The 21756-nt window shown below is 69.5% G+C and carries 22 protein-coding genes; 8 read left to right on the top strand and 14 right to left on the bottom strand.

Features of this window, described 5'->3' with window-relative positions; genetic code table 11:
- Window positions 1-30: 30 nt before the first annotated feature.
- Genes QFW96_RS01220 through QFW96_RS01205 form a run of 4 tightly spaced genes read right to left on the bottom strand, consistent with a single transcriptional unit; the run spans window position 31 to window position 3643 of the window.
- Window positions 31-1185 carry a sulfotransferase family protein gene (locus QFW96_RS01220; protein WP_281453586.1) on the bottom strand — a complete coding sequence of 385 codons (1155 nt, stop codon included), beginning with the start codon at window positions 1183-1185 and terminating at the stop codon, window positions 31-33.
- 10 nt (window positions 1186-1195) lie between these two features.
- A complete protein-coding gene (locus QFW96_RS01215; RefSeq protein ID WP_425524702.1) occupies window positions 1196-1981 on the bottom strand; it encodes an SDR family oxidoreductase in 786 nt (261 codons plus the stop codon).
- Window positions 1982-1986: 5 nt separating this feature from the next.
- Window positions 1987-3150: a hypothetical protein gene (locus QFW96_RS01210; protein WP_281453585.1), complete on the bottom strand. Its 1164-nt coding sequence runs from the start codon at window positions 3148-3150 to the stop codon at window positions 1987-1989.
- A gap of 25 nt (window positions 3151-3175) precedes the next feature.
- Window positions 3176-3643, bottom strand: coding sequence for a nuclear transport factor 2 family protein (locus QFW96_RS01205; RefSeq protein WP_281453584.1), 468 nt, complete (start codon window positions 3641-3643; stop codon window positions 3176-3178).
- Window positions 3644-3773: 130 nt separating this feature from the next.
- Between QFW96_RS01205 and cysD the strand changes: the two genes are divergently transcribed.
- From cysD to QFW96_RS01190, 3 genes are all read left to right on the top strand, one after another.
- Window positions 3774-4679, top strand: coding sequence for a sulfate adenylyltransferase subunit CysD (gene cysD, locus QFW96_RS01200; protein ID WP_281453583.1), 906 nt, complete (start codon window positions 3774-3776; stop codon window positions 4677-4679).
- A 142-nt stretch (window positions 4680-4821) separates the two neighbouring features.
- Window positions 4822-6633, top strand: a complete 1812-nt coding sequence (gene cysC / locus QFW96_RS01195; protein ID WP_281453582.1) for an adenylyl-sulfate kinase — start codon at window positions 4822-4824, stop codon at window positions 6631-6633.
- Between the two features lie 155 nt (window positions 6634-6788).
- Window positions 6789-7634: a formate/nitrite transporter family protein gene (locus QFW96_RS01190; RefSeq protein WP_281453581.1), complete on the top strand. Its 846-nt coding sequence runs from the start codon at window positions 6789-6791 to the stop codon at window positions 7632-7634.
- 113 nt (window positions 7635-7747) lie between these two features.
- Here the strand turns inward: QFW96_RS01190 and QFW96_RS01185 are convergent, their stop codons facing one another.
- Both QFW96_RS01185 and QFW96_RS01180 read right to left on the bottom strand, forming a co-directional pair.
- A complete protein-coding gene (locus QFW96_RS01185; RefSeq protein WP_281453580.1) occupies window positions 7748-8608 on the bottom strand; it encodes a helix-turn-helix domain-containing protein in 861 nt (286 codons plus the stop codon).
- A gap of 168 nt (window positions 8609-8776) precedes the next feature.
- A complete protein-coding gene (locus tag QFW96_RS01180; RefSeq protein ID WP_281453579.1) occupies window positions 8777-9010 on the bottom strand; it encodes a DUF397 domain-containing protein in 234 nt (77 codons plus the stop codon).
- A gap of 468 nt (window positions 9011-9478) precedes the next feature.
- Between QFW96_RS01180 and QFW96_RS01175 the strand changes: the two genes are divergently transcribed.
- Complete coding sequence (locus QFW96_RS01175; protein WP_281453578.1) at window positions 9479-9700, top strand: HC3 family zinc finger protein; 222 nt, start codon at window positions 9479-9481, stop codon at window positions 9698-9700.
- Here the strand turns inward: QFW96_RS01175 and QFW96_RS01170 are convergent.
- The gene (locus QFW96_RS01170) at window positions 9691-10416 is read right to left on the bottom strand and encodes a GGDEF domain-containing protein (RefSeq protein WP_281453577.1); all 726 of its coding nucleotides are present in this window, start codon (window positions 10414-10416) and stop codon (window positions 9691-9693) included. The genes QFW96_RS01175 and QFW96_RS01170 overlap by 10 nt on opposite strands.
- A gap of 284 nt (window positions 10417-10700) precedes the next feature.
- Between QFW96_RS01170 and QFW96_RS01165 the strand changes: the two genes are divergently transcribed.
- Genes QFW96_RS01165 through QFW96_RS01155 form a run of 3 tightly spaced genes read left to right on the top strand, consistent with a single transcriptional unit; the run spans window position 10701 to window position 12769 of the window.
- Window positions 10701-10952, top strand: a complete 252-nt coding sequence (locus tag QFW96_RS01165; RefSeq protein ID WP_281453576.1) for a DUF397 domain-containing protein — start codon at window positions 10701-10703, stop codon at window positions 10950-10952.
- 51 nt (window positions 10953-11003) lie between these two features.
- Window positions 11004-11912: a helix-turn-helix domain-containing protein gene (locus QFW96_RS01160; protein ID WP_281453575.1), complete on the top strand. Its 909-nt coding sequence runs from the start codon at window positions 11004-11006 to the stop codon at window positions 11910-11912.
- Between the two features lie 14 nt (window positions 11913-11926).
- Window positions 11927-12769, top strand: coding sequence for an SAM-dependent methyltransferase (locus QFW96_RS01155; protein WP_281453574.1), 843 nt, complete (start codon window positions 11927-11929; stop codon window positions 12767-12769).
- Between the two features lie 67 nt (window positions 12770-12836).
- On the opposite strand, the gene QFW96_RS01150 is transcribed toward QFW96_RS01155, so the two are convergent.
- The 6 genes from QFW96_RS01150 to hisD form a co-directional block, all read right to left on the bottom strand.
- Window positions 12837-13523, bottom strand: coding sequence for a zf-HC2 domain-containing protein (locus QFW96_RS01150; RefSeq protein ID WP_281453573.1), 687 nt, complete (start codon window positions 13521-13523; stop codon window positions 12837-12839).
- Window positions 13524-14026: 503 nt separating this feature from the next.
- The gene (sigC, locus tag QFW96_RS01145) at window positions 14027-14578 is read right to left on the bottom strand and encodes an RNA polymerase sigma factor SigC (protein WP_281453572.1); all 552 of its coding nucleotides are present in this window, start codon (window positions 14576-14578) and stop codon (window positions 14027-14029) included.
- A gap of 119 nt (window positions 14579-14697) precedes the next feature.
- Window positions 14698-16086: a glutamate decarboxylase gene (gene gad / locus QFW96_RS01140; protein WP_425524701.1), complete on the bottom strand. Its 1389-nt coding sequence runs from the start codon at window positions 16084-16086 to the stop codon at window positions 14698-14700.
- A 52-nt stretch (window positions 16087-16138) separates the two neighbouring features.
- A complete protein-coding gene (locus QFW96_RS01135) occupies window positions 16139-16534 on the bottom strand; it encodes a hypothetical protein (RefSeq protein ID WP_281453571.1) in 396 nt (131 codons plus the stop codon).
- Between the two features lie 171 nt (window positions 16535-16705).
- Window positions 16706-17866, bottom strand: coding sequence for an ester cyclase (locus tag QFW96_RS01130; protein ID WP_281453570.1), 1161 nt, complete (start codon window positions 17864-17866; stop codon window positions 16706-16708).
- Complete coding sequence (gene hisD, locus QFW96_RS01125) at window positions 17863-19191, bottom strand: histidinol dehydrogenase (RefSeq protein ID WP_281453569.1); 1329 nt, start codon at window positions 19189-19191, stop codon at window positions 17863-17865. Before hisD ends, QFW96_RS01130 begins: the two co-directional genes overlap by 4 nt.
- A gap of 232 nt (window positions 19192-19423) precedes the next feature.
- On the opposite strand from hisD, the gene QFW96_RS01120 reads away from it, so the two are divergent.
- Window positions 19424-20800, top strand: coding sequence for an MFS transporter (locus QFW96_RS01120; RefSeq protein ID WP_281453568.1), 1377 nt, complete (start codon window positions 19424-19426; stop codon window positions 20798-20800).
- Between the two features lie 5 nt (window positions 20801-20805).
- Here the strand turns inward: QFW96_RS01120 and QFW96_RS01115 are convergent, their stop codons facing one another.
- A complete protein-coding gene (locus QFW96_RS01115; RefSeq protein WP_281453567.1) occupies window positions 20806-21720 on the bottom strand; it encodes a LysR family transcriptional regulator in 915 nt (304 codons plus the stop codon).
- Between the last annotated feature and the right edge of the window lie 36 nt (window positions 21721-21756).

The raw sequence follows: 21756 nt of genomic DNA, 5'->3' as shown, positions 1-21756 counted from the left end.
GCCCTCCGGTGCGTCGAATCCGCCCGGAATCTAACCGACCGGAGCCCAGCCGGCGAAGCGCTCGTCGACCTCTTCTCCGCGCAGCCCGAAGTCCGCCAGCGAGTAGCGGTGCGCGGGCTTGGCGTGACCGGCGGTGCTCTCGGCGTGCAGGTCCCGCATCGCCCGCGTCGCGGCGTCGTCGAGCGGGATCCCGAAGTGCCGGTAGATCCGCTGGACAACGCCGATCGGGTCGGCCGTGAAGTCCTCGTAGCGCACGTCGAAGAAGCGGTCCGGATCGTGCCGGGCGCGGGCCGCGGTGAACTCGTCCAGGCCCCGCGACCACAGCTCCAGCTGGTCGCGGCCGATGGTCTCGCCGCGGAAGGTCTCCGACCAGTCGTGGGTGGCGTGCGCGGCGAGGCTGCACACCGAGGCGATCGCGGTGCGCGGCTCGCGGTGCGTCTGGATCACCAGCGCGTCCGGGTAGGTCTCCAGCAGCGCGTCGAGCGCGAACAGGTGGCTCGGGTTCTTCAGCACCCAGCGCCGGTTCCGGTCCGGCAGCCCGATGAGCTGCAGGTTGCGCTTGTGCCGCGCGTAGGCCGCCGTCCAGTCCTGGCCGGCCAGCCAGCGCGAGTAGGTCGGCAGGTGCGCCAGGCACTCGTAGGAGATCGACCGCGTCGACTGCCGCAGCAGCTGCCAGCACTCCTCGACCTGCTCGGCCGACATGTAGTGCACGCCCATGAACTCGGGGTGCTCCACGTGGTGCTGGGTGTAGCCCTGCTGGATCCCCTGGAAGACCGGGTCGTCGGCCCAGGTCTCGCGCGGTGGGCGCGGCTGCGGCACCTCGGTCAGCCACAGCTCCAGGCCCTGGTTGGCGGGGTCGGCGGTGAGCAACCGGTGCAGCGCCGTGGTGCCGGTGCGCGGCAGCCCGGTGACGAAGATCGGGCGCTCGACCGCGACCTCGGCGTGCTGCGGGTGCTTCTTCCACGCGTCCTCGCTGATCAGCCGCGCGGTCAGCGCGCCCCGCAGGAACGCGCGCGCGACCTTGTTGCCCAGCGGCGTCAGCCCGGCGTCGCGCTCGTAGGACTCCAGCAGCACGCCGAGCCCGTCGGTGTAGTCGTCGGTGCCGAAGTCGTCGAGCCCGACGAGCCGGGTGGCCGAGGCGTGCAGGTCCTCGACGGTGCCGACGTCCTCACGACCGATGCTCATGAGCAGCTCCTCAGTGGTGGAATTCTCCGGCGTTGACGTCCAGGCACTGGCCGGTGATGATCCGCGAGAGTTCGGAGATCAGGAACAGGCCCGCGTCGGCGATCTCGTCCGGTTCAGGGAGTTTTCGCAGGTCGGTGGTGGCGGCGGTCTCCTCGTAGACCTCGTCGCGGGTGATGCCGCGCTGCTCGGCGAGGTAGCCGAGGTACCACTTGAGCGAGTCCGCCCAGATGTAGCCGGGGGCGATGGTGTTGACCCGCACTCCCTGCGGCCCGAGCTCGGTGGCCAGGCTCTGCGCCAGCGACAGCAGACTGGACTTGGCCATCTTGTAGGCGCCGTAGTTGCGGCGGGAGTGCCGCAGCACGGCCGAGTTCACCATGAGCACCGCGCCGCGCGTCTCGGCCAGCGCGGGGGCGAACAGCCTGGTCATCCGCAGCGCGGCGATCGAGGTGGTCTCGAAGCCCTGCCGGATCGCGTCCAGGTCGGTGTCGGCGAGGTCGGCGAGCGGGGGGATCGCGAAGGCGTTGTTGATCAGCGCGTCGACCCGCCCGAAGTGCTCCACCGACCGCGACACCAGGTTCGCCGCGTCGTCCTCGGAGGTGATGTCGGTGGGCACCACAAGCGCGCGGCGGCCCAGCTCGCTCACCTCGTCGGCCACCTGCTCGAGCCGCTTCTCGGTGCGCGCGGCCAGCACCACGTCGGCCCCGGCCTGCGCGCTGCGCAGCGCCAGGGACCGGCCCAGGCCGGGCCCGATCCCGGAGACGACGACGACCTTGTCGCGCAGCAGTCCGTCCAGCATCGGCCTCACCCCAGCATCCGGTTGTGCACGGCGGCTTGCCGCGCGGCGATGCGCTCGCGCCACAGCTCGGGCGTGATGCGCGATTCCTCGTGGTGCGGAAGGCGTTTCGGCAGCTCGCCGAACGGCACGACCTCGACCTCCGGGCCGTCCTCGGGTCCCAGGTCGCGGGAGAGGCGCTGCCAGCGGATCTGCATGTAGCCGCGCTGGTGCCCGGTCAGCTCGATCCAGTTGGTCAGGCCCGGATCGCGCTCGGCGAGCACGAAGCGGATCTTGCCGTCGGGATCGGTGCGCGCCTGCTCGGCGGTGAGGCTGGTCTGGTGGTTGATGTAGTCGGTGGAGATGTACCAGGGGCTGCCGAGCTGAAAACCCTGGTACGGCGCCTCGGAACGCGGCACGGTGATGATCATCGCCTGGTCGTCGGTGAGCTCGAAGTGCCCGGCGGACGACATCTGGGTGGACAGCCCGCCCGGCGTGGAGCGCGGCTCGTTCATCGTGTTCACCGGCTGGTTGAGGTAGAACCACTCGGGGAACGCGAGGAACGTACGCAACCGGCTGAGCAGGATCTTCCCGGCCACGCCGTAGCGCTTGGTCATCAGGTCCATCGTGCGCGGCGGGGGAGCGGTGCCCGCGGTGTCGGCCCGCCGGATCCGGATCAGGCCGCGCCGCTCGGTGTCCCAGTCGCTGTAGACCTCGCGCACCACCAGCATCGCCGAACCGGGGGCGAGGGTGAAGTAGTTCGGCCCGGCCGGTCCCGGCCCGAAGCGCACCTCGAAATCACCGTTGTCGTCGACGGTGATGCGCCGGTCGTCGAACGCGGCGAGGCTGTCCGGGACGTCCACCGGGGAGTAGTCGCCGTTGAGCACCTGGAAGCTGAGATCCGTCGTGCTGCCGCGCTTCCCGGTCACCACGTACTCGGCGTCGTCGCGGATGTAGGAGTGGAAGTACAGCGCGTCCGGGTTGTCCAGGCCCATCTTCGTGTAGGGGCCGGTCGACTGGATGAAGTACGGGTGATCGCGCTCGAACGCCCAGGCCAGCATCATCGACGCCTGGATGCTGCCCGCCAGGTAGTCGTACCCCTCGACCAGGTCCTGATCGGTGCGGATGTGCTTGGCGCCCTTGATGACCTCCTCGGCCTCGGCAACAGCGTCGGCGAAAGGCTGCGTGAGCACAGGATCCTCCTTCGTAGAACGAGTTCTATGCCCAGCGGTTGGCCGTGAGGGTGAAGTTGGGGAGGTCGTCGAAGGTGTGCAGGAACTCGTAGGTCCGGGTGTAGCCGGTCCGGCTGATGCGCCACTCGCCGTCCGACTCGCGGCGGTAGGTGTCCTCGTAGAAGGCCGCGCCCCGGATGATCGTCTTGAACTCGGTGGCGATGACGGTGTCCTCGAAGCACCAGGTCCCGGTGGCGGTGTCGCCGTCGACGTCGATCTCCGGCTGGCCCGCGAAGTGCGTGGTGATGATGCCCGGGCCGAGGTTCTCCCGCATGAACTCCAGGATCTTCTCGCGCCCGACGAGGTGGAGCTTCTCGCCGGCCGCCTCGGTGCCGTAGTCGCCGACCGCGTCCTCGGTGATGGTGTCGGCCAGCTCGTGCCACAGCTTCAGGTCGACCGCTCGCAGGTAGCGGTACTTCAGACGCTTGATCTCCTCCAGCGCGACCAGGTCCACGACGCCTCCTCGCTCGGTCCGTCCGGGATGGCCCCAGCTTTCCGCGCACCTTGACCAAGCGCAAGAACTTGTTCTACTTTTCTGTGAAACTTGTTCTATATCAGGTTCTGATCGGAAGGGCGGGTCCGTCGTGACCACGACCTACGAACTGACCCACCTGCGCGGCCTGGAAGCCGAGGCGGTGCACGTCTTCCGCGAGGTCGCGGCCTGCTTCGAACGCCCGGCGCTGCTGTTCTCCGGCGGCAAGGACTCCGCCGTGATGCTGCACGTGGCCCTCAAGGCGTTCTGGCCCGCGCCGCTGCCGTTCCCGGTCCTGCACGTCGACACCGGCCACAACTTCGCCGAGGTCATCGACTTCCGCGACCGCACCGTCGAGCGCCTGGGCCTGGAGCTGCTGGTCGGCAGCGTGCAGGACGACATCGACGCCGGCCGCTCCGTCGAACGACCCGGGGCCGGGCGGAACCGCCTGCAGACCCGGACCCTGCTGCGCAGCATCGCCGAGCACCGCTTCGACGCCGTCTTCGGCGGCGCTCGCCGCGACGAGGAGAAGGCCCGCGCCAAGGAGCGGGTGTTCAGCTTCCGCGACGAGTTCGGCCAGTGGGACCCCCGCAACCAGCGGCCCGAGCTGTGGCACCTCTACAACGGTCGGCACCGCGAGGGCGAGCACATCCGCGTCTTCCCGCTGTCGGACTGGACCGAGCTCGACATCTGGCAGTACGTGCTCGACGAGGGCATCGAGCTCCCGCCGATCTACTACGCCCACCGGCGCACCGTCTTCGAGCGCGACGGCATGCTGCTGGCCACCAACCCGCACCTGGAACCCGGCGAGGACGAGCAGCCCTACGAGGCCACCGTCCGCTTCCGCACCGTCGGCGACGCGACCTGCACCGGCTGCGTGCCCTCCACCGCGAGCACCGTCGCCGACGTCGTCGCCGAGGTCGCCGCCGCCCGGGTCACCGAACGCGGCGCCACCAGGGCGGACGACCGCATCTCGGAGGCCGGATTGGAAGACCGCAAGCGCGAAGGCTACTTCTGATGAGAGTTCTGCGGTCTTTTCGCTCGGCGGTGCGGGTAGCGGAACCTCGGACGCGCGGAGGTGCGAGCGCCTGAGGTGGGGAAGGAGACACGGCTTCGCCGTGGCAACCGGGAACGCTCAGCGAAACCGAAGAGGAGCTTCGATGACGCAGCTGCTTCGCCTCGCCACCGCCGGGAGCGTGGACGACGGCAAGTCCACGCTGATCGGGCGCCTGCTCTACGACTCCAAGACGATCCTCAGCGACCAGCTCGAAGCCATCGAGCGCGCCGGCCGCGGCGACGGCGGACCGGACCTCGCGCTGCTCACCGACGGGCTGCGGGCCGAGCGCGAGCAGGGCATCACCATCGACGTCGCGCACCGCTACTTCGCCACGCCCCGCCGCAAGTTCATCATCGCCGACACGCCCGGGCACATCCAGTACACCCGCAACATGGTCACCGGTGCCTCCACCGCCGACCTCGCGCTGGTGCTCATCGACGCGCGCAAGGGCGTGCTGGAGCAGTCCCGCAGGCACGCGTTCGTGGCCAGCCTGCTCGGCATCCCGCACCTGGTGCTGTGCGTCAACAAGATGGACCTGGTCGATTATTCGCAGCAGCGTTTCGACGAGATCCGCGCCGAGTTCGCCTCCTTCGCCATGAAGCTCGACGCGCCGGACCTGACCTTCATCCCGGTCTCGGCCCTGCGCGGCGACAACGTCGTGCACCGCAGCGAGAACATGCCCTGGTACGAGGGCACGTCGCTGCTGCACCACCTCGAAGAGGTCCACGTCGCCTCCGACCGCAACCTCATCGACGCCCGGCTGCCGGTGCAGTGCGTGATCCGCGACGGCGACGTCCGCGGCTACGCCGGAACGGTCGCCGGGGGAGTGCTCAAGCCCGGCGACGACGTCGTCGTGCTGCCCTCGGGCTTCACCACCGGCATCGCCGAGATCTGGGGACCCGGCGGCGAGCCGCTGGAGGAGGCGTTCACGCCGCAGGCGGTGACCGTGCGGCTCACCGACGACCTCGACGTCGCGCGCGGCGACATGCTGTGCCGCCCGCAGAACCGCCCGCACACCGGCCAGGACGTCGACGCCCTCGTCTGCTGGCTCACCGAGCGCTCGGCGCTGGAACCCGGTGCGCGCTACGCCATCCAGCACACCACGAGGTCGACCCGCGCCCAGGTGCGGCAGCTGGACTACCGGCTCGACATCAACACCCTGCACCGCGACACGACCGCGACGTCGTTGTCGCTCAACGAGATCGGCCGGATCCGGCTGCGCACCCAGCAGCCGCTGCTGTTCGACGCCTACCGGCGCAACCGCACCACCGGCAGCTTCATCCTCGTCGACGAGGCCACCGACAACACCGTCGCCGCAGGCATGATCACCGGTCCGGACGTGGCCGAATCGAACGTGACCTGGGTGTCCACGGCGGTCCGGCGCGAGCAGCGGCGGACCCGGGGCGCGACGGTGTGGCTGACCGGGCTGTCGGCCTCGGGCAAGTCGACCGTGGCCGTCGAGCTGGAGCGCAGGCTGGTGGCCGCCGGCAGGCCCGCCTACCTGCTCGACGGCGACAACCTGCGACACGGGCTCAACGCCGACCTGGGCTTCAGCGCCGCCGACCGGGCCGAGAACGTCCGCCGCGTCGGCGAGGTGGCGCGGCTGTTCGCCGACTCCGGCGTGGTGTCCATCGTGTCGCTGATCAGCCCGTACCGCGCCGACCGGGAGCGCGCCCGGCAGGCGCACCGGGAAGCCGGTCTGACGTTCGTGGAGGTCTTCGTCGACACGCCCGTCGAGGTGTGCGAGGCGCGCGACCCCAAGGGCCTCTACGCGCGGGCGCGGGCGGGGGAGATCACCGGGTTCACCGGCGTCGACGACGCCTACGAGCGTCCGGAGCAGCCGGACCTGGTGCTGCGGCCCGACTCCGGCGATCCGGCCGCGATGGCCTCGGCGATCGTCGACCTGCTCGACTGACGAGGGCTCGCGCGCGGCGGTGAGCTCCTGTTGATGCGGATCTCGCGGCCGCGTTACACCGGGGACATCGCGGCTGCGGACACTGCTGGCCAGACCGGGAACGACGCCGTTCCGCGAACGGTATCCGCATCCCCTTCCGGCTTCGAGGAGTTGTCGTGTCCTACGTGAGTCCGCCCGAGTTCGTCGGCAAGATGATCGACGCCGGCGAGTCCAAGATCCACATGTCGACCCGGGACACCGTGATCCGCGCCTACATGGCGGGCGCGATCCTGGCGCTGGCCGCCGCGTTCGCGGTGAGCGTCACCGTCGAGACGGGTGCGCCGCTGATCGGCGCGCTGCTGTTCCCGGTCGGCTTCTGCCTGCTCTACTTGCTCGGTTTCGACCTGCTCACCGGTGTTTTCACGCTGGCGCCGCTGGCGTGGCTGGACAAGCGGCCCGGGGTGAAGCTCACCGGCGTGCTGCGCAACTGGGGGCTGGTGTTCCTCGGCAACTTCGCGGGCGCGCTGACCGTGGCGGTGCTGATGGCGGTCATCGTGACGTTCGCGTTCAGCGTCGACCCCAACGCCGTCGGGCAGAAGCTCGGCTCGATCGGGGAGAGCCGGACCCTCGGCTACGCCGAGCACGGCGCCGCGGGCATGCTGACGCTGTTCGTGCGCGGCGTGCTGTGCAACTGGATGGTCTCCACCGGTGTCGTCGCCGCGATGATGTCGAAGTCGGTGTCCGGCAAGGTGATCGGCATGTGGATGCCGATCCTGGTGTTCTTCTACATGGGCTTCGAGCACTCGGTGGTCAACATGTTCCTGTTCCCGAGCGGCCTCATGCTCGGCGGCGACTTCTCCATCGCCGACTACCTCATCTGGAACGAGATCCCCACGGTCCTCGGCAACCTCGTCGGCGGCGTCGTCTTCGTCGGCCTCACCCTCTACGCCACCCACGCCCGCCCCAAAACACCCCGGGACGTCCGGAAGAGCCCGTCCGAACTCCCCACCCCGGTCGCCTGACCCACCGCCCGATCCGGGCGCTCAAGTCGAGAACCGCACCGTTCGTCGCGTCGAAAACCCCGGTTTTCGTGCGACGAACTGTGCGGTTCTCGACGTCGGGTGGGGTTAGGGGATCAGAAGTCGATCTGGGACCGGTACTTCTTGGCGAGATCCTGGAGGTAGGCGACCGTGTCGTGGCGTTCGAGGGCGGCGCCGCGGAGGCGGTCCCAGGCGTCGTTGAAGAGGTTGAAGTCGTCCTCGTCGTCAAGGTAGAGGCCGCCCGCGACGTGCTCGACGAACACGAAGTCCTTGGTGCCGTCGGAGAAGCGCATGATCGTGAAGTCGTTGGGCACGTAGGGCAGCCGCACGTCGAACGGCAGGATGTGCACGTACGCCTTGGGGTACCGCGACTGCAGGTCCAGCAGGTGCTCGACCTGGTCCAGCGCCACCGACGGGTTCTGGCCGCCGGGGACCCGGTGGAAAGCCGCCTCGCTGAGCACGAAACGGTAGTAGGGCGGTCTCGGCAGGTCGAAGACCTGCTTGCGGTCCAGGCGGTTGCGCACCAGCGCCGTCACGTCGGTGGCGCGGTCCTCGGAGAACTGGGTGAGCATGAAGTGCTCGGACTGCAGCGGGCCCGGGATGCGCTCGCCGTGCCAGCTCAGGATCTCGGTGGCGGCCGGTTCGAGGTCGGTGAAGGTGCGGAACCACTGCGGCACCGCGGAGCGGTAGCCGGCCCACTGGCCGCGCTGCCCGGAGCTGGACCGGGCCAGCTCCAGCATCAGCTCGGACTCGGCCTTGCCGGAGTTGAAGGCCTCCAGCATCTTCTGCAGCTCGGCGTTCTTGACCGCGACCGTGCCCGACTCGATCTTGTTGATCTTGCCCTGGCTGCATCCCAGCAGCTCGGCGACTTCTTGCTGGGTCATGCTCGCGGCCTGCCGCGCGCGGCGGATCTCGTTCCCGAGCTGCCTGCGTCGCGAAGTTACCGTGCTCGGCACCAGATCTCCGCTCGTATGCTTTCGCCGTCACCACGTCTGACAAGCGCAAACGCGCCTGTCAAGAACAACACTCTAATGCACTCGGACGTGGTTGTGCGGCAAACGGGTCACCGTCCGCGTCGGGCGCCGAAGGCGATTAATCCCGATCTGCCTCTGAGCTGCGACGATCTAGCCGAGGTCGAAGGTTCCGGCTCGCGCGCGGTGCAGGAAGCGGCTCCAGCTGGCCGTGTCGAAGTCCAGCGTGACGTCCCCGGTGAGCTGCTTGCTGTCGCGGACGCCGACGTGCCCGGGCACGGTTAAGTTCACCTCGACGCAGTTCCCGCCGTTCGGTCCGCAGGCGGACGCCGAACCCCAGCCGGTGGCGCCGAAGATCGGGCTTTCCGTCCGTTCCGGGTGAAGCATCGTGGTGCATCCCTTCCGCATCTCTCGACTCCGTCGCTCAGATGTGCTTACGATTAATCGTAGTCGATCCGGGGAGGGATCATGCCACTGAGGATAGCCGGGAGCACCCGGGGGGAGAGGTCACAGCACTCGCAGGTGGGATGCCTCTGGGTATCGCATACCGCTGATCAGGTGACTTTGCGCCAGGCGCACGCGATTTCAGCGGTGGATTGGTACGGGCGGGTGACACGCACAGCGTGCGGGCTCCTGCTCGATCATGAGACGATCGAGAATATTCCCTCGGACGGGGCCTTGCCGTGCGGTCGGTGCCTGGCTGCGACCGCGGGGATCGTGGGACTTGAATCCATCTGAGTGACGGATTACCCGGATTGGGTTGTCTTCGGCGGTGATGCCGGGCGATCCGGTTCGAATCAGGCAAGACGAGACATACAGTACTGCGTCGGGAAACGGCAGCGAAGGAGAGTGCGGATGCATCCGTTCCATTGGGTTCCGGCCCTAGGGGAGCGTCACGCGAGCACCGATCCCCGGCCTTCCGGGGGTTACCCGGCCGGAAGCACCATCACGACACTCTGCGACCGCCAGATGAGCGCCGAAGTCGGCGAGATGGCCTGGCTCTGGACGACGTGCCCGGCCTGCAACGCCGAGGCCCACCGCATGGTCGGCGGCGTCCGGCAGACCGCTTACGCCTGAGCTTCCTTCTGGAAGGCCCCGCCTTCCAGCGCAACCAGAGCCGTTCGGTGCCGGGGGATCCGCTCCGACACGTCGTTGAGCGGCTGGTAGCGGGAAGTTCCGGAACGCGTGGACTTGGCCCGGTACATGGCCTTGTCCGCGGCGGTGATCAGCTGGTGCATCCGGTGCGCCGGCAGCACCGCGACACCCGCGCTGGCGGTGCAGCGGATCGGCATCTCCGCCATGACCTCGGCGGAAGCGATGCCCGCGCACAGCTCGTCGGCCAGCGCTTCGGCGTCCTCGGCGGCGACACCGCTGTTGACGTCGGCACCCAGCAGCACCACGAACTCATCTCCGCCGAGCCGGGCCGCGCACGCCGCGAGCCCGGCTTCGTCGTGCGTGCGCCGGGTGACGGTCTCCTGGATCTGCTTGGCCGCCGCGACCAGAACGCTGTCGCCGAAGTCGTGGCCGTAGAGGTCGTTGGTCTCCTTGAGCCCGTCCAGGTCCATCAGGATCATCGCGACGTGATCGCCGGGGCGGGAGGTGGCGCGCTGCCGGTCGAGCGCGCGGTGCAGTCCCGCGCGGTTGGCCAGGCCGGTCAGCGGATCGGTGTGCGCGGCGCGATCGGCGACCGCGAGCCGTCTCTCCAGGGCGCGACGCGCGCGGCGCGCGGAGAGCAGCTGCAGCGCCAGCACGAGGCAGAGGAATAACGCTCCGACCGTCACCAGCCCGCTCATCAGAAGACCCGATCCCGGGGTGGGGCTGCTCGATCCTGAGGTGGAGCCGGGCGAATCGGACGCTCGCGGCAGGGGTTCTCACGCCGCGACAAGCGGAACATGCCCCTCGGCCTCCTCCCACGTGCACCGGGGCCGTTCGCCGGACGCCGGTTTCCCGCTGACGGATCAAGATCGGCACTCGACCTGCTGCTGCTACTGTCCCGGACTGACCTTGCAGATGCAAGAACGTTTGCAAGAACACGTGCACGTACGGACGCGATTTCGCCCGAATGTTGGAGGCACTCATGCCGGAGACCGTGGTGTCGGACGCCCCCCGATGGGCAGACCTCAGCCGACGGTCTGACCTGCGGTGGCGGAAGAGCGCGCGCAGCAACCCGAGCGGGAACTGCGTCGAGGTCGCCGAGCTGGAGCGCGGCCGCATCGCGGTGCGCAACTCCCGGTTCGCCGAAGGCCCCGTGCTCGTCTACACCCGCGAAGAAATCGCCGCTTTTCTCGAAGGGGTTAAAGAAGGCGACTTTGATGATCTAATCTGCTGACTGGCTTTGGCGGCGATCGGACGCCGCATTGCTCCCGATGGGGGTATCGACATGATGGGCATCGAGCCGGAGAGACAGGGCAGCAGGTCCAGCGCCAAGCAGAGCGGTCCTGCGGTGGGGCCGACGGTGCTGCGCATCGCGCTCGGCGGGCAGCTCCGTCGCCTGCGGGAGGATCGCGGGATCAGCCGCGAGGCCGCGGGCGAGGCGATCCGCGGCTCGCACGCCAAGATCAGCAGGCTGGAGCTGGGCCGGGTCAGCTTCCGCGAGCGCGACCTCAACGACCTGCTCACCCTGTACGGCGTGCGGGACGACAGCGAGCGCGCCGCCTTCCTGTCGCTGGCGCGGCAGGCCAACGAACCCGGCTGGTGGCACCAGTACGGCGACCTGCTGCCGTCGTGGTTCGAGACCTACCTCGGCCTGGAGCAGGCCGCCGAGATCATCCGCACCTACGAGGCGCAGTTCGTGCCGGGCCTGCTGCAGACCCCCGACTACGCGCGCGCGGTGATCATGCTGGGGCACGGGCAGGAGCCCACCGCCGAGGTCGACCGCCGGGTCGCGCTGCGGATGCGCCGCCAGGACATCCTCACCCGCCCGGAACCGCCGACGCTGTGGGCGGTCATCGACGAGGCCGCGCTGCGCCGTCCGATCGGCGGGGAGCGGATCATGCAGGGGCAGATCGACCACCTGATCCGCGTCGCCGAGCTGCCCAACGTCACGATCCAGCTGCTGCCCTACAGCGTCGGCGGGCACGCCGCGGCCGGTGGCCCGTTCACCATCGTGCGCTTCCCGGAGTCGGACCTGCCCGACGTCGTGTACCTGGAGCAGCTCACCAGCGCGCTGTACCTCGACAAGCGCAACGACCTGGACCAGTACCAGGCGGTGATGAACATGCTCAGCGTGCAGGCGGCCACTCCGGAGGACACGCCGCAGCTGCTGCGGGAGTTAAGGGACACGTACTGATCCAGGGGACGCGGATGAACCAGCAGAGCGGCCGGCTCCCGGTCGAGATCGACACCACCGTCGCGCACGAGGCCCGGGTCTACGACTACTGGCTGGGCGGCAAGGACAACTTCGAGGCCGACCGCGCGCTGGGCGAGGCGATCGCCGAGCACATCCCGACGATCAAGACGATGGCACGCGCGAACCGGGCGTTCGTCGGTCGCGCCGTGCGCTACCTGGTGCAGGAGTGCGGGATCCGGCAGTTCCTCGACGTCGGCACCGGGATTCCCACCAGCGGCAACGTCCACGAGGTCGCCCAGCGCGCCGAACCGCGCTGCCGCGTCGTCTACGTCGACAACGACCCGATCGTCCTGGCTCACGCTCGGGCGCTGATGACCAGCACCGACGAGGGCGCGACGAAGTTCCTCTTCGCCGACCTGCACGACCCGGACTCGATCCTGTCCGACCCGGCGCTGACCGGGACGCTCGACCTGACGCAGCCGACCGCGGTGATGCTGGTGGCGGTGCTGATGTACTTCCGCGAGAACGACGAGGTGCAGCAGGTCCTCGGCAAGCTGATGGACGCGGTGCCGTCCGGCAGCTACCTGACGATCACCCACCCCACCGCCGACTTCGACCCCGAGGCGATGGCCGGTGTCGTGGCCTCCGCGGAGCGGTCGGGGATCCCGTTCCAGCCGCGGAGCGAGTCCGAGGTGGCCGAGCTCTTCGACGGCATGGACCTGGTCGAACCCGGCGTGGCCCCGGTCCTGGCGTGGCGCCCGGACCCCGAACCGGCCGGCGTCACCAAGCTCCACCCGGATCACCAGGTCGACCCGCACAGCGCTTATTACTGGGCGGCGATGGGGCGCAAGCGCTGAGAGCCGTCGTCGGGGTCGTTCTGCGCGGTGGGAACCCCCGAAGGCGGCTCCGCCGCGTGGAACTTTCCTAGCTCGCCTCGCGGTAAGCGGTCGGGCCGAGTTCGCGCGGGGGCGCTGGTTCGCCGGGGTCCTCGGTGGTGGCGGTGTGCTCGCCGGGTCGCGCGCCGTGGCCCGGTCCGGGATGCAGGTCGCGGTGATCGCGGCGGATGATCAGCAGCAACGCCAGCGCCACCAGCAGCGGCAGGTGCGAGACCAGACGTCCGGCCGTGACGACGCCGCTGATCAGGTCCTGAACGCTGACGATGGTGAGCACGGCCAGGAACGCGCCGAGCACCGGCAGCATCCCCGCACCGGCCCGGACCCGCCAGGCCGCCCAGCCGAACCCGGCTCCCAGTGCCAGGTTCCACGCGGTGCTCTCGTGGAACACGTGCCCGGCCATCGCCTCGTGCCCGCCGGCGCCCACCAGCTGCAGCGCTCCGAGGACGAGCTGGACGACGGCGACGGCACCGAGCAGCACCCGCGGCCAGCGCCGCACGGCGGGCGCGGGCAGCGACCGCATCACCGACGCGGTCAGGTCGGGCGTGCTGGGCACCGCCCGCACCCGCAACGACCTGCTCAAAGCCGCGGCACGGGACTCCCAGTCCCGGCACCCTTCGCACCCGGCGAGATGCCGCTCCACCTCGGCCGCGGCCACCGGCGGCTCCTCACCGTCCAGCCGCGCCGACAGCGCCTCCCGGCACACAGAACACTCCACACCCCTACTGTCGCCCGAGCACCCGAAAAAGTTCCCACCGGGGGTTCAGTCGGGTTCGTTCGTCGGCCGGGGACGGATTTTCCTCGAATCACCCATGATCAACGTCCGTTTTGTCCGGACAGTTCTCACTAAAACCGTCACCTGGTGAGAGACCACGAGGCACCAGGCCGCTACGTGGGTGGTGGTGGGGGTGGGGGAAGTTTTCATGAAAACTTCCCCCACCCACGAGTGACAGAGCGTCCTCACCGGCGCCGATTCCCTCAGGGGTGGTGCAGTTTTCATGAAAACTGTCGTGACTTGAGGGGGTGACAGTTTTCATGAAAACTTCCCCCACCCGGAGGAGGTTTCAGCTGAAACCTCGCTCGACGAACCCCGGACACCGCGCCACCAGCACGTTCTCTCGTCTCGAGGTGGGTGAGGTTTCAGTTGAAACCTCGGTTTGGGGACGTCGGTGGGTGACAGTTTTCATGAAAACTTCCCCCACCCACGTCCCCAAGCCGAGGTCAGCCGGTTTCTTCGTCGGGGTGGGAGTGGGTGGCGAGGAGTTGGTCCCGGGCTCTGGCGACCCGGGAGCGGATGGTGCCGACGGGGCAGCCGGTGATGTGGGCGGCTTCGGCGTAGGGGAGGCCGAGGACCTGCGTGAGAACGAGGGCTTCCCGGCGGTCGGGGTCGAGGTCGGCCAGGAGGAGGTTGAGCGCGACGACGTTCTCGAAGCCCGAGTCCGGGGAGTGCGGCTCGGTGTCCGGGCTGGTGTGGGTGGTGCGGGGGCGCGAGCGCTCGTAGCGGATCTGGTCGACGACCACGCGGCGGGCGATGCTGAGCAGCCACGTGCGGGCCGAGGAGCGGGCGCTGAACCGGCGGATGCTGCGGAAGGCGCGCAGGAACGTCTCCTGCGCCAGGTCGTCGGCGAGGTGCGGGCCGGCCAGGTGCGCGACGAAGCGCCAGACGTCGTGCTGGCTCTCCCGCACGAACGCCTCCATCGCGTGCGGGTCACCGCGGCGCGCCTGCAGCGCGAGCTCGGTCAGCCGCGCGTTCGCGTCCTCGGAACGACTCATAACCGGGCAGGCTAGTCGGCCGCGAGCGCGACCTGATCAGCTGATCGACTTAGCGTGACCCGACGCACCGGCTCCGTGCAGGGCTTTCCCGTTCTCCGGGAGTTTTTCCCGGCCCCGCCTCAGTCGCGGGGTGAACCGGCGCCGTGGGCGAAGCCGGCCGAGTCGCGGCCGCGCGCCGGAGCGGTCTGCGCCCGCAGCATCGGCAGCGCGCGGCGCAGGTCGTCGAGCAGCAGATCCGCCAGGTCGTGGCTGAAGCCGTTGCGCACCACGATCCGCAGCACGTCCAGATCCGTGCGGTTCGCCGGGAACGCGTAGGCCGGGACCAGCCAGCCGCCGGCCCGCAGAGCAGCGGAGACGTCGAAAACGGAATAATCGGTCACGTCGTCGCGGAGCTTGACCGCGAACGCCGGGATGTGCCCGCCGTCGGTGAGCGGTTCGAACGGCCCGAGCTCGGCGAACTCGCGGGCCAGCCGCATCGCCACGTCGCGGCACTCCTGCTGCACCCGGCGGTACCCGTCGAAACCCAGCCGCAGGAACGAGAAGTACTGCGCGGCGACCTGCGCACCGGGCCGGGAGAAGTTCAGCGCGAAGGTCGGCATCTCGCCACCGAGGTAGTTCACCCGGAACACCAGCTCCTCCGGCAGCGCCTCCGCCGTGCGCCACACGACCCAGCCCACACCCGGGTAGACCAGGCCGTACTTGTGCCCGGAGGTGTTGATCGAGGCAACCCGCGGCAGCCGGAAGTCCCACACCAGCTCGGGGTCCAGGAACGGCGCGATCATCGCCCCGGACGCGCCGTCGACGTGCACCGGCACGTCCGGCCCGCCGCGCGCCGCCAGGTCGTCGAGGGCGCGGCAGATCTCGGCGACCGGCTCGTAGGAGCCGTCGAACGTCGAGCCCAGGATCGCCACGACGCCGATGGTGTTCTCGTCGACCCGCTTCAGCGCCTCCTCGGCCGAGAGCGTGAACCGGTCGCCCTCCATCGGCACGTAGCGCGGCTCGACCTCGAAGAAGTTCGCGAACTTCTCCCAGCAGATCTGCACGTTGGAGCCCATCACGATGTTCGGCGTTCCGGAGCCCTTCCAGCGCCGCTTGAGGGCCAGGCCGGCGAGCATGCACGCCTCCGACGACCCCGTCGTGGAGCAGCCGACGACGTGCTGCGGGTCGGGCGCGTGCCACAGCCCGGCGAGCATCCGCACGCACCGGTCCTCCAGGGCCGCGGTGCGCGGGTACTCGTCCTTGTCGATCATGTTCTTGTCGAAGCACTCCGACATCAGCCGCGTGGCCTGCGGTTCCATCCACGTCGACACGAACGTCGCGAGGTTCAGCCGCGCGTTGCCGTCGAGCATCAGCTCGTCGTGCACGATCTGGTAGGCGACCTCGGGATCGGTTCCGTCGGCGGGGAACTCGTAGGCCGGCACGTGCACGGGTTCGCGCGTGAAGATCGGGTTCACCGCGAGCTCGTCGCGGTGCGGGCGGGGCGTGTTGTCCGGATGCGTCAGCGGCACGAGCCCAGGTTGCCCGCCGAGCTAGCACCCGGCAGCGCCGAAGCTCGCCCGATCAGGTGGAGACGTGGGCGCGGCGCGGGTTCGGCCGGATCGTCATCGTGCGGCGCAACTGCGCGGGAACGGCGCAGTCCGGCGGCGGGGTCAGCATCGCCAGCGGCGCGTCGGGCGCGCCGGGCCGGGGGAGCGAGAGGAGTGCGCGGATCGTCCACTCGGCCGGAGCGTGGTAGTGCCAGGACACGATGCGCGGCGCGAACAGGTCGGCGTCCGGGCCCAGCGGCATCCGGTAGGCCGTCGCGTCGTCCTCGGCGTGCAGCACGAGGACGTCTGCGCAGGTCTTCCAGCGGTAGGCCAGGCCCACGGCGTTCGGGTCGTCGCGCGGCCCGAACACGTAGGACTCCCAGCCGTTCTTCCGCATCTCGTCGAGCTGAGCATCGACCTCGGAACTCACGTGCACCGCCCCCTCGCGGCCGTGCGTGCAACGTCGGATGTGCCACTACCCGTTGGTAATGTCTAGCACATCCGGGCCGCCGCTGGGGACGATTATTCCGATTTCGGCCCGCATCGGCCGAAACCGCCACCCGGAGCTCCGCGAGAGCCCCAGGTGGCGGGTGTCGAGCGGTCAGACCAGTTCCGGTCCGCCGTCCTCGGCGACGAGCTGCGCGATCACGTCGAACTCGTTGAACAGCGACCACTCCTCGACGATGCGGCCGTGCATCACGTAGAGCTGCGACATGCCCCAGAGGTGCGCCCGCTTGCCGGTGGGCTTGCCGTACAGGCCGACGCCGCGGTGCGTTCCGGCGCCCGACCAGCGCACGGAGATGCTGTAGCCGTCGTCGTCGTTGCCCATCCAGTACACCTCGTCGACCTGCACGCCCAGGTCGGGGAAGGTGGCCAGCAGGCTGCGGGCCATCGCCCGCACGTCCGAGCGGCCCCAGCCGGTGCGGTTGGTGGTGCCGTGCCAGCGCACGTTCTCCGCGTAGAAGCGGTCGATCGCGCTCAGGTCGCGCCGGTTGAACACGTTGTGCCACAACGCCCGGACCGAGCCCTCCACGTCGAAACCGGACCTGTTGTCCGGCTCCGGCAGCAGGACCGGCTTGCGGCCGCCGACCAGGCGCAGCGCCTCCGACGACGGGCGCTCGGAGACCGGGGTGAGCCCGCCCTCGCGGGCGTAGGTGCGCGCGGCCTCGGCCACGTTGATGCCGAGCTGCTGGAGCTTGGCCGCGGTGTTGTAGAGGACCCACTCCTCGTAGATCTCGTTCTGCCACACCACGCAGTTGGCCATCACCCAGGTCTCCAGCTTGCGGCCGGTGGGCGGGCCCCAGCGCCAGGGGCCGGTGTGGTGGCCGATGTTGATGGCCCGGTGCGAGGTCACGAAGCCCTCGGTGTCGCTACCGGCCCAGATCACGTCGTCGGCGTAGTGGCGGCAGTCCGGGAACGCGTTGATGCTCTGCGTCGTGCCGTCGATGAGCCGCTCGACCCCGTACTTCACGCCGCTGTCGTCGTAGAGCCGGCAGCCCTGGGCGTAGGTGTCGTAGATGTAGCCGATGTCCTGGTCTTCCCAGATGCGGTGGGTGATCCGGACGATGTAGTCGACGATGTCGGTGTAGGCGTCCTCGAAGCCCTCCATCGACTGGCGCCGCTCGCCGCCGTAGTTCACCCCGCCCAGCGTCACGCCCGCACCGGGGCGCACGGCGATGCTGAAGTCGCTCGGCATCGTGCGCTTGCCGGACGTCATGGTGCCGCCGGGGGAGCCGGTGGGCTGCTCGGAGATCTCGGTCATCGTGCGTCGCCTTCCCGGAGGCGCTCCAGCCGCAGCGTCGCGGTGGCCTTGTGCGCCGCCATGCCCTCGTAGTCGGAAATCGTCTCCACGGCCTCGGCCAGCAGCGGCGTGGCCTCGCGCGAAACGCGCTGGTAGGTCAGCGGTTTCAGGAAACGCGAGACCGACAGGCCCGCGCTGTGGCGGGCGCCGCCCGCCGTGGGCAGCACGTGGTTGGTGCCCGCCATGCCCTTGTCGGAGTAGGCGACGGTGCTCCAGGTGCCCAGGAAGATCGAGCCGTAGTTGCGCAGCGCGTCGTGGTAGTAGTCGTCGTCGGCGGTCTGGATCTCCAGGTGCTCGGGAGCCAGGTCGTCCATCAGCGCCACGGCCGTCTCGCGGTCCTGCGCCCAGGTCACCGAACCGTAGTCGCGCCAGGCCGGGCCCGCGATCTCGGCGGTCGACAGCGACGCGAGCTGCTTGTCGGCCTCCTCGACGACCTTCTCGCCCAGCTCGCGGGAGGTGGTGACCAGCGCGGCGGGGGAGTTGACGCCGTGCTCGGCCTGGCCGAGGAGGTCGGCGGCCACCAGCTCCGGGTCGGCGGTCTCGTCGGCGATCACCGCGACCTCCGACGGCCCGGCCAGCAGGTCGATGGCGACGCGGCCGAACAGCTGCCGCTTGGCCTCGGCGACGAAGGCGTTGCCCGCGCCGACGATCATGTCCACCGGCTCCTCACCGAGCAGCCCGAACGACATCGCGGCCAGCGCCTGCACGCCGCCGAGCACGAACACCCGGTCCACGCCCGACAGGTGCGCCGAGTAGACGACCGCCGGGTCGGCTCGGCCGTCCTTGCCCGGGGGCAGGCAGGCGATCACGGTCGGCACGCCGGCGGCCTTCGCCACGCCGACGGTCATGAACGCGCCCGCGGTGAGCGGGAAGCGGCCTGCGGGCAGGTAGGCGCCGACGCTGCCGACCGGCACGTAGCGGTACCCGGTGGTCAGGCCCGGGGCGAGCTCGACCTCGGCGTCGGAGAGCCCGGCGCGCTGCAGCTCGGCGAAGCGGCGGGTGCGCTCCGCTCCCAGCTCCAGGGCCGCGCGGTGCTCGGGCGTGAGGGCGTCACCGGAGGCCCGCACGGCCTCGCGGGAGAGCTCGACGTCGGGCGCGTCCCAGCCGTCGAGCTCGCGGGCGTAGCGCAGCACGGCGTCGTGGCCGTCGCGCTCGATCTCGCCGAGCATCTCCGAGACGCGCTGCGCGACCGCGGGGTCCTGCTGCGCGGCAGGGGTTTCCGAGGGCGCTTTGAGGTGGTCGAACCGCCCGGCGAGGGTGCCGAGCAGCCGTGGGCTGAATCGCATGAGGCGAACGCTAAGCGGGTCTCTACCACTGGACAAGAGTGGAGTTTCTTGTGGAGGCCATAGGTTCACCCTATGCGATCACGATGCGCTAATCCGTATGCACATCGCGTGGTGGTCGCTCGAAGCTCTCGGTCAACCGGGAGACATCCGTATGCATGTGGGTCTTGACACACGAATCGGGCGCTGCGACTCTCTTGCGAATCCCGCCGACTCGTCCGATCGAGCAGCAGGCATGCGCGGGCTGCGGAAGCCCGCCCGGATCTCGGAGCAGCGATTGTCGACCTCAACTCCCGTGCCCGAAAAACAGGCGCAGTCCTCAGAACCGATGCGCAGGGCCGTCACGGCCGGCACCATCGGCAACTTCGTCGAGCAGTTCGATTTCGGCATCTACGGCTATCTCGCGCCGGTCATGGCACCGGTGTTCTTCCCCTCGCAGAACCCCGTCGTCGGGGTCCTGAGCACCTACGCGATCCTCGCCATCGGCACGATCATCCGCCCGCTGGGCGGCATGATCCTCGGCCGCTGGGGAGACCGCTTCGGCCGCCGATCGGTCCTGCTGTGGACCATCGCGCTGATGGGTCTGTGCACCGCGCTCATCGGTGTGCTGCCCACCTACGAGCAGGTCGGGATGCTGGCGCCGCTGCTCCTGCTGCTGATGCGCATGATCCAGGCGCTGATCTCCGGTGGTGAGTACGTCGGCGCCATCGCGTTCGTCGTCGAATGGGCCCAGCCCAAGCGGCGGGCCTACTACACCTCGTTCGTCTCGATCAGCGTGTTCGTCGGAATCCTCGGCGGTGCCGGGACTTCCGCGCTCACCGCGGTGGTATTCGACGACGCCGCGCTGCAGAGCTACGGCTGGCGCATCCCGTTCCTGCTGGCGCTGCCGCTGAGCCTGATCGGGCTGTGGGTCCGCAACCGCGTCGGCGAGACGCCGGAGTTCGTCAAGGCCACCGCCGACGGCGCTGACGTCGTCAAGGCCCCGCTGACCGAGGCGTTCAAGTCGCAGTGGCGCGAGATGCTGGTGTTCTGCGGCGCGTCGATCACGCTGGCGATCGTGTCCTACACCTGGGTCACCTACCTGCCGGAGTTCCTGTCGTCCAACGTCGGGCTCTCGCGGGCGGAAGCGCTGGGGTCCAACGCCATCTCGGTCGCGGTGATCATCCCGCTGCTGCCGCTGGCGGGTGCGCTCTCGGACCGCATCGGACGCCGTCCGATGCTCATCACCGGCTACCTCGCGGCGCTGGTGCTGGTCCCGGTGGCGTTCTGGGTGGCTCAGATGGGCACCTTCACCGCGGCGGTGATCGCGCAGCTGATCTACGTGATCCCGGAGTTCTTCCTGACCGGCATCGTCACGGTCTGCGTGGCCGAGATGTTCGCGACCAAGACCCGCTTCAGCGCGGGCGGTGTCGCCTACAACTCCTCGTTCGCGCTGTTCTCCGGCATCACGCCGTTCGTCTCGGCCCTGCTGGTGAGCACCTTCGGCACGATCTACGCCGTCTGGGGCTACCTCGCGATCGCCGCGGTGATCTCCCTGGTCGTGGTCATCAAGTGGATGGAGGAGAGCTACCGCTTGGACCTCACCACGGGCAAGCCGATGGTGCAGCAGTAGTCGAATCACGTGCTTGCCCAGGAGGTCCCGCTGCTGAGCAGGGTCTCCTGGGCGAGTCGCGCGAGTTCCCGGGTCGCCGGGGACAGCGTGCGGTTGCGGCGGTGGATCAGGGCGATGGTGTCGTAGAGCGGTTCGGCGAACGACGCGGTGTGCAGCTCGGCCGGGAAGCGGCGGCTGTCGACCACCGCGCGGGAGGCGATGGTGTCGCCGATGCCCTGGGCGGCCAGCCGCAGCGCGGACTCCACGTGCTCGACCTCGATCCCGGCGTCCAGCGCGACCCCGGCCAGCTGGGCCCGTTCGGCGAGCTGGCGCCGGGTCGGGTCGTTCCAGCCGTAGCGCGCGTCGTAGAGGATCAGCGGCGCGCTGGTCAGGTCCTCCATCGTCACCGGGCGCTCGACGCGCTCGGGATCCGGGCTGACGTAGAGGACCTCGTCGCGGGCCAGCGGTGTGACCGACAGGGCCTCGTCGTCGATGGGCAGCACGACCAGCCCGGCCTCCAGGTCGCCGTCGCGCACGGCTGCGGCCGTCTCCGCCGAGTTCTGGCCCACCAGGCGGACTTTCACGTCCGGGTAGCGGTCGAGGAACTGGCGCACCAGGTCCGACAGCAGGTAGTAGTCGGCGTTGCGCAGCAGCCCGAACGTCGCGGTGCCGCCGCTGAGCGAGTTCAGCGCGCGCACCGCCGCGCCGCCGTGGTCGACGGCGGCCAGGGCCTGCTCGGCGAAGGGCAGCAGCTCGCGCCCGGCCTCGGACAGGGTGAGCTTGCGGCTGCCGCGCACGAACAGCGCGGTGCCCAGCTCCTCCTCGAGGCGGCGGACGAGCTCGGACACCGACGGCTGGGCCATGTCGAGCTCGCTCGCCACCGCCGTGAACGTGCCGAGCCGGTGCGCGAGCAGGAAAGCGCGCAGCTGGTTGAGGGTCACGAGCGAACCCTACGACACCGGTAGACGGTTTCCCGG

The sequence above is a fragment of the Saccharopolyspora ipomoeae genome, from assembly GCF_029952525.1.
Classification (GTDB): Bacteria; Actinomycetota; Actinomycetes; order Mycobacteriales; family Pseudonocardiaceae; genus Saccharopolyspora; species Saccharopolyspora ipomoeae.
Note: the sequence above shows the minus strand (reverse complement) of the source record. Positions and strands in the feature narration are given on the sequence as shown.

Bases quoted from the DNA above. Each gene is read 5' to 3' on its own strand.
- QFW96_RS01220 (WP_281453586.1), bottom strand. From the start codon at position 1,185: ATGAGCATCGGTCGTGAGGACGTCGGCACCGTCGAGGACCTGCACGCC.
- QFW96_RS01215 (WP_425524702.1), bottom strand. From the start codon at position 1,981: ATGCTGGACGGACTGCTGCGCGACAAGGTCGTCGTCGTCTCCGGGATC.
- cysC (WP_281453582.1), top strand. From the start codon at position 4,822: ATGACGCAGCTGCTTCGCCTCGCCACCGCCGGGAGCGTGGACGACGGC.
- QFW96_RS01180 (WP_281453579.1), bottom strand. From the start codon at position 9,010: ATGCTTCACCCGGAACGGACGGAAAGCCCGATCTTCGGCGCCACCGGC.
- QFW96_RS01175 (WP_281453578.1), top strand. From the start codon at position 9,479: ATGCATCCGTTCCATTGGGTTCCGGCCCTAGGGGAGCGTCACGCGAGC.
- QFW96_RS01170 (WP_281453577.1), bottom strand. From the start codon at position 10,416: ATGAGCGGGCTGGTGACGGTCGGAGCGTTATTCCTCTGCCTCGTGCTG.
- QFW96_RS01165 (WP_281453576.1), top strand. From the start codon at position 10,701: ATGCCGGAGACCGTGGTGTCGGACGCCCCCCGATGGGCAGACCTCAGC.
- QFW96_RS01160 (WP_281453575.1), top strand. From the start codon at position 11,004: ATGATGGGCATCGAGCCGGAGAGACAGGGCAGCAGGTCCAGCGCCAAG.
- QFW96_RS01155 (WP_281453574.1), top strand. From the start codon at position 11,927: ATGAACCAGCAGAGCGGCCGGCTCCCGGTCGAGATCGACACCACCGTC.
- sigC (WP_281453572.1), bottom strand. From the start codon at position 14,578: ATGAGTCGTTCCGAGGACGCGAACGCGCGGCTGACCGAGCTCGCGCTG.
- QFW96_RS01130 (WP_281453570.1), bottom strand. From the start codon at position 17,866: ATGACCGAGATCTCCGAGCAGCCCACCGGCTCCCCCGGCGGCACCATG.
- hisD (WP_281453569.1), bottom strand. From the start codon at position 19,191: ATGCGATTCAGCCCACGGCTGCTCGGCACCCTCGCCGGGCGGTTCGAC.
- QFW96_RS01120 (WP_281453568.1), top strand. From the start codon at position 19,424: ATGCGCGGGCTGCGGAAGCCCGCCCGGATCTCGGAGCAGCGATTGTCG.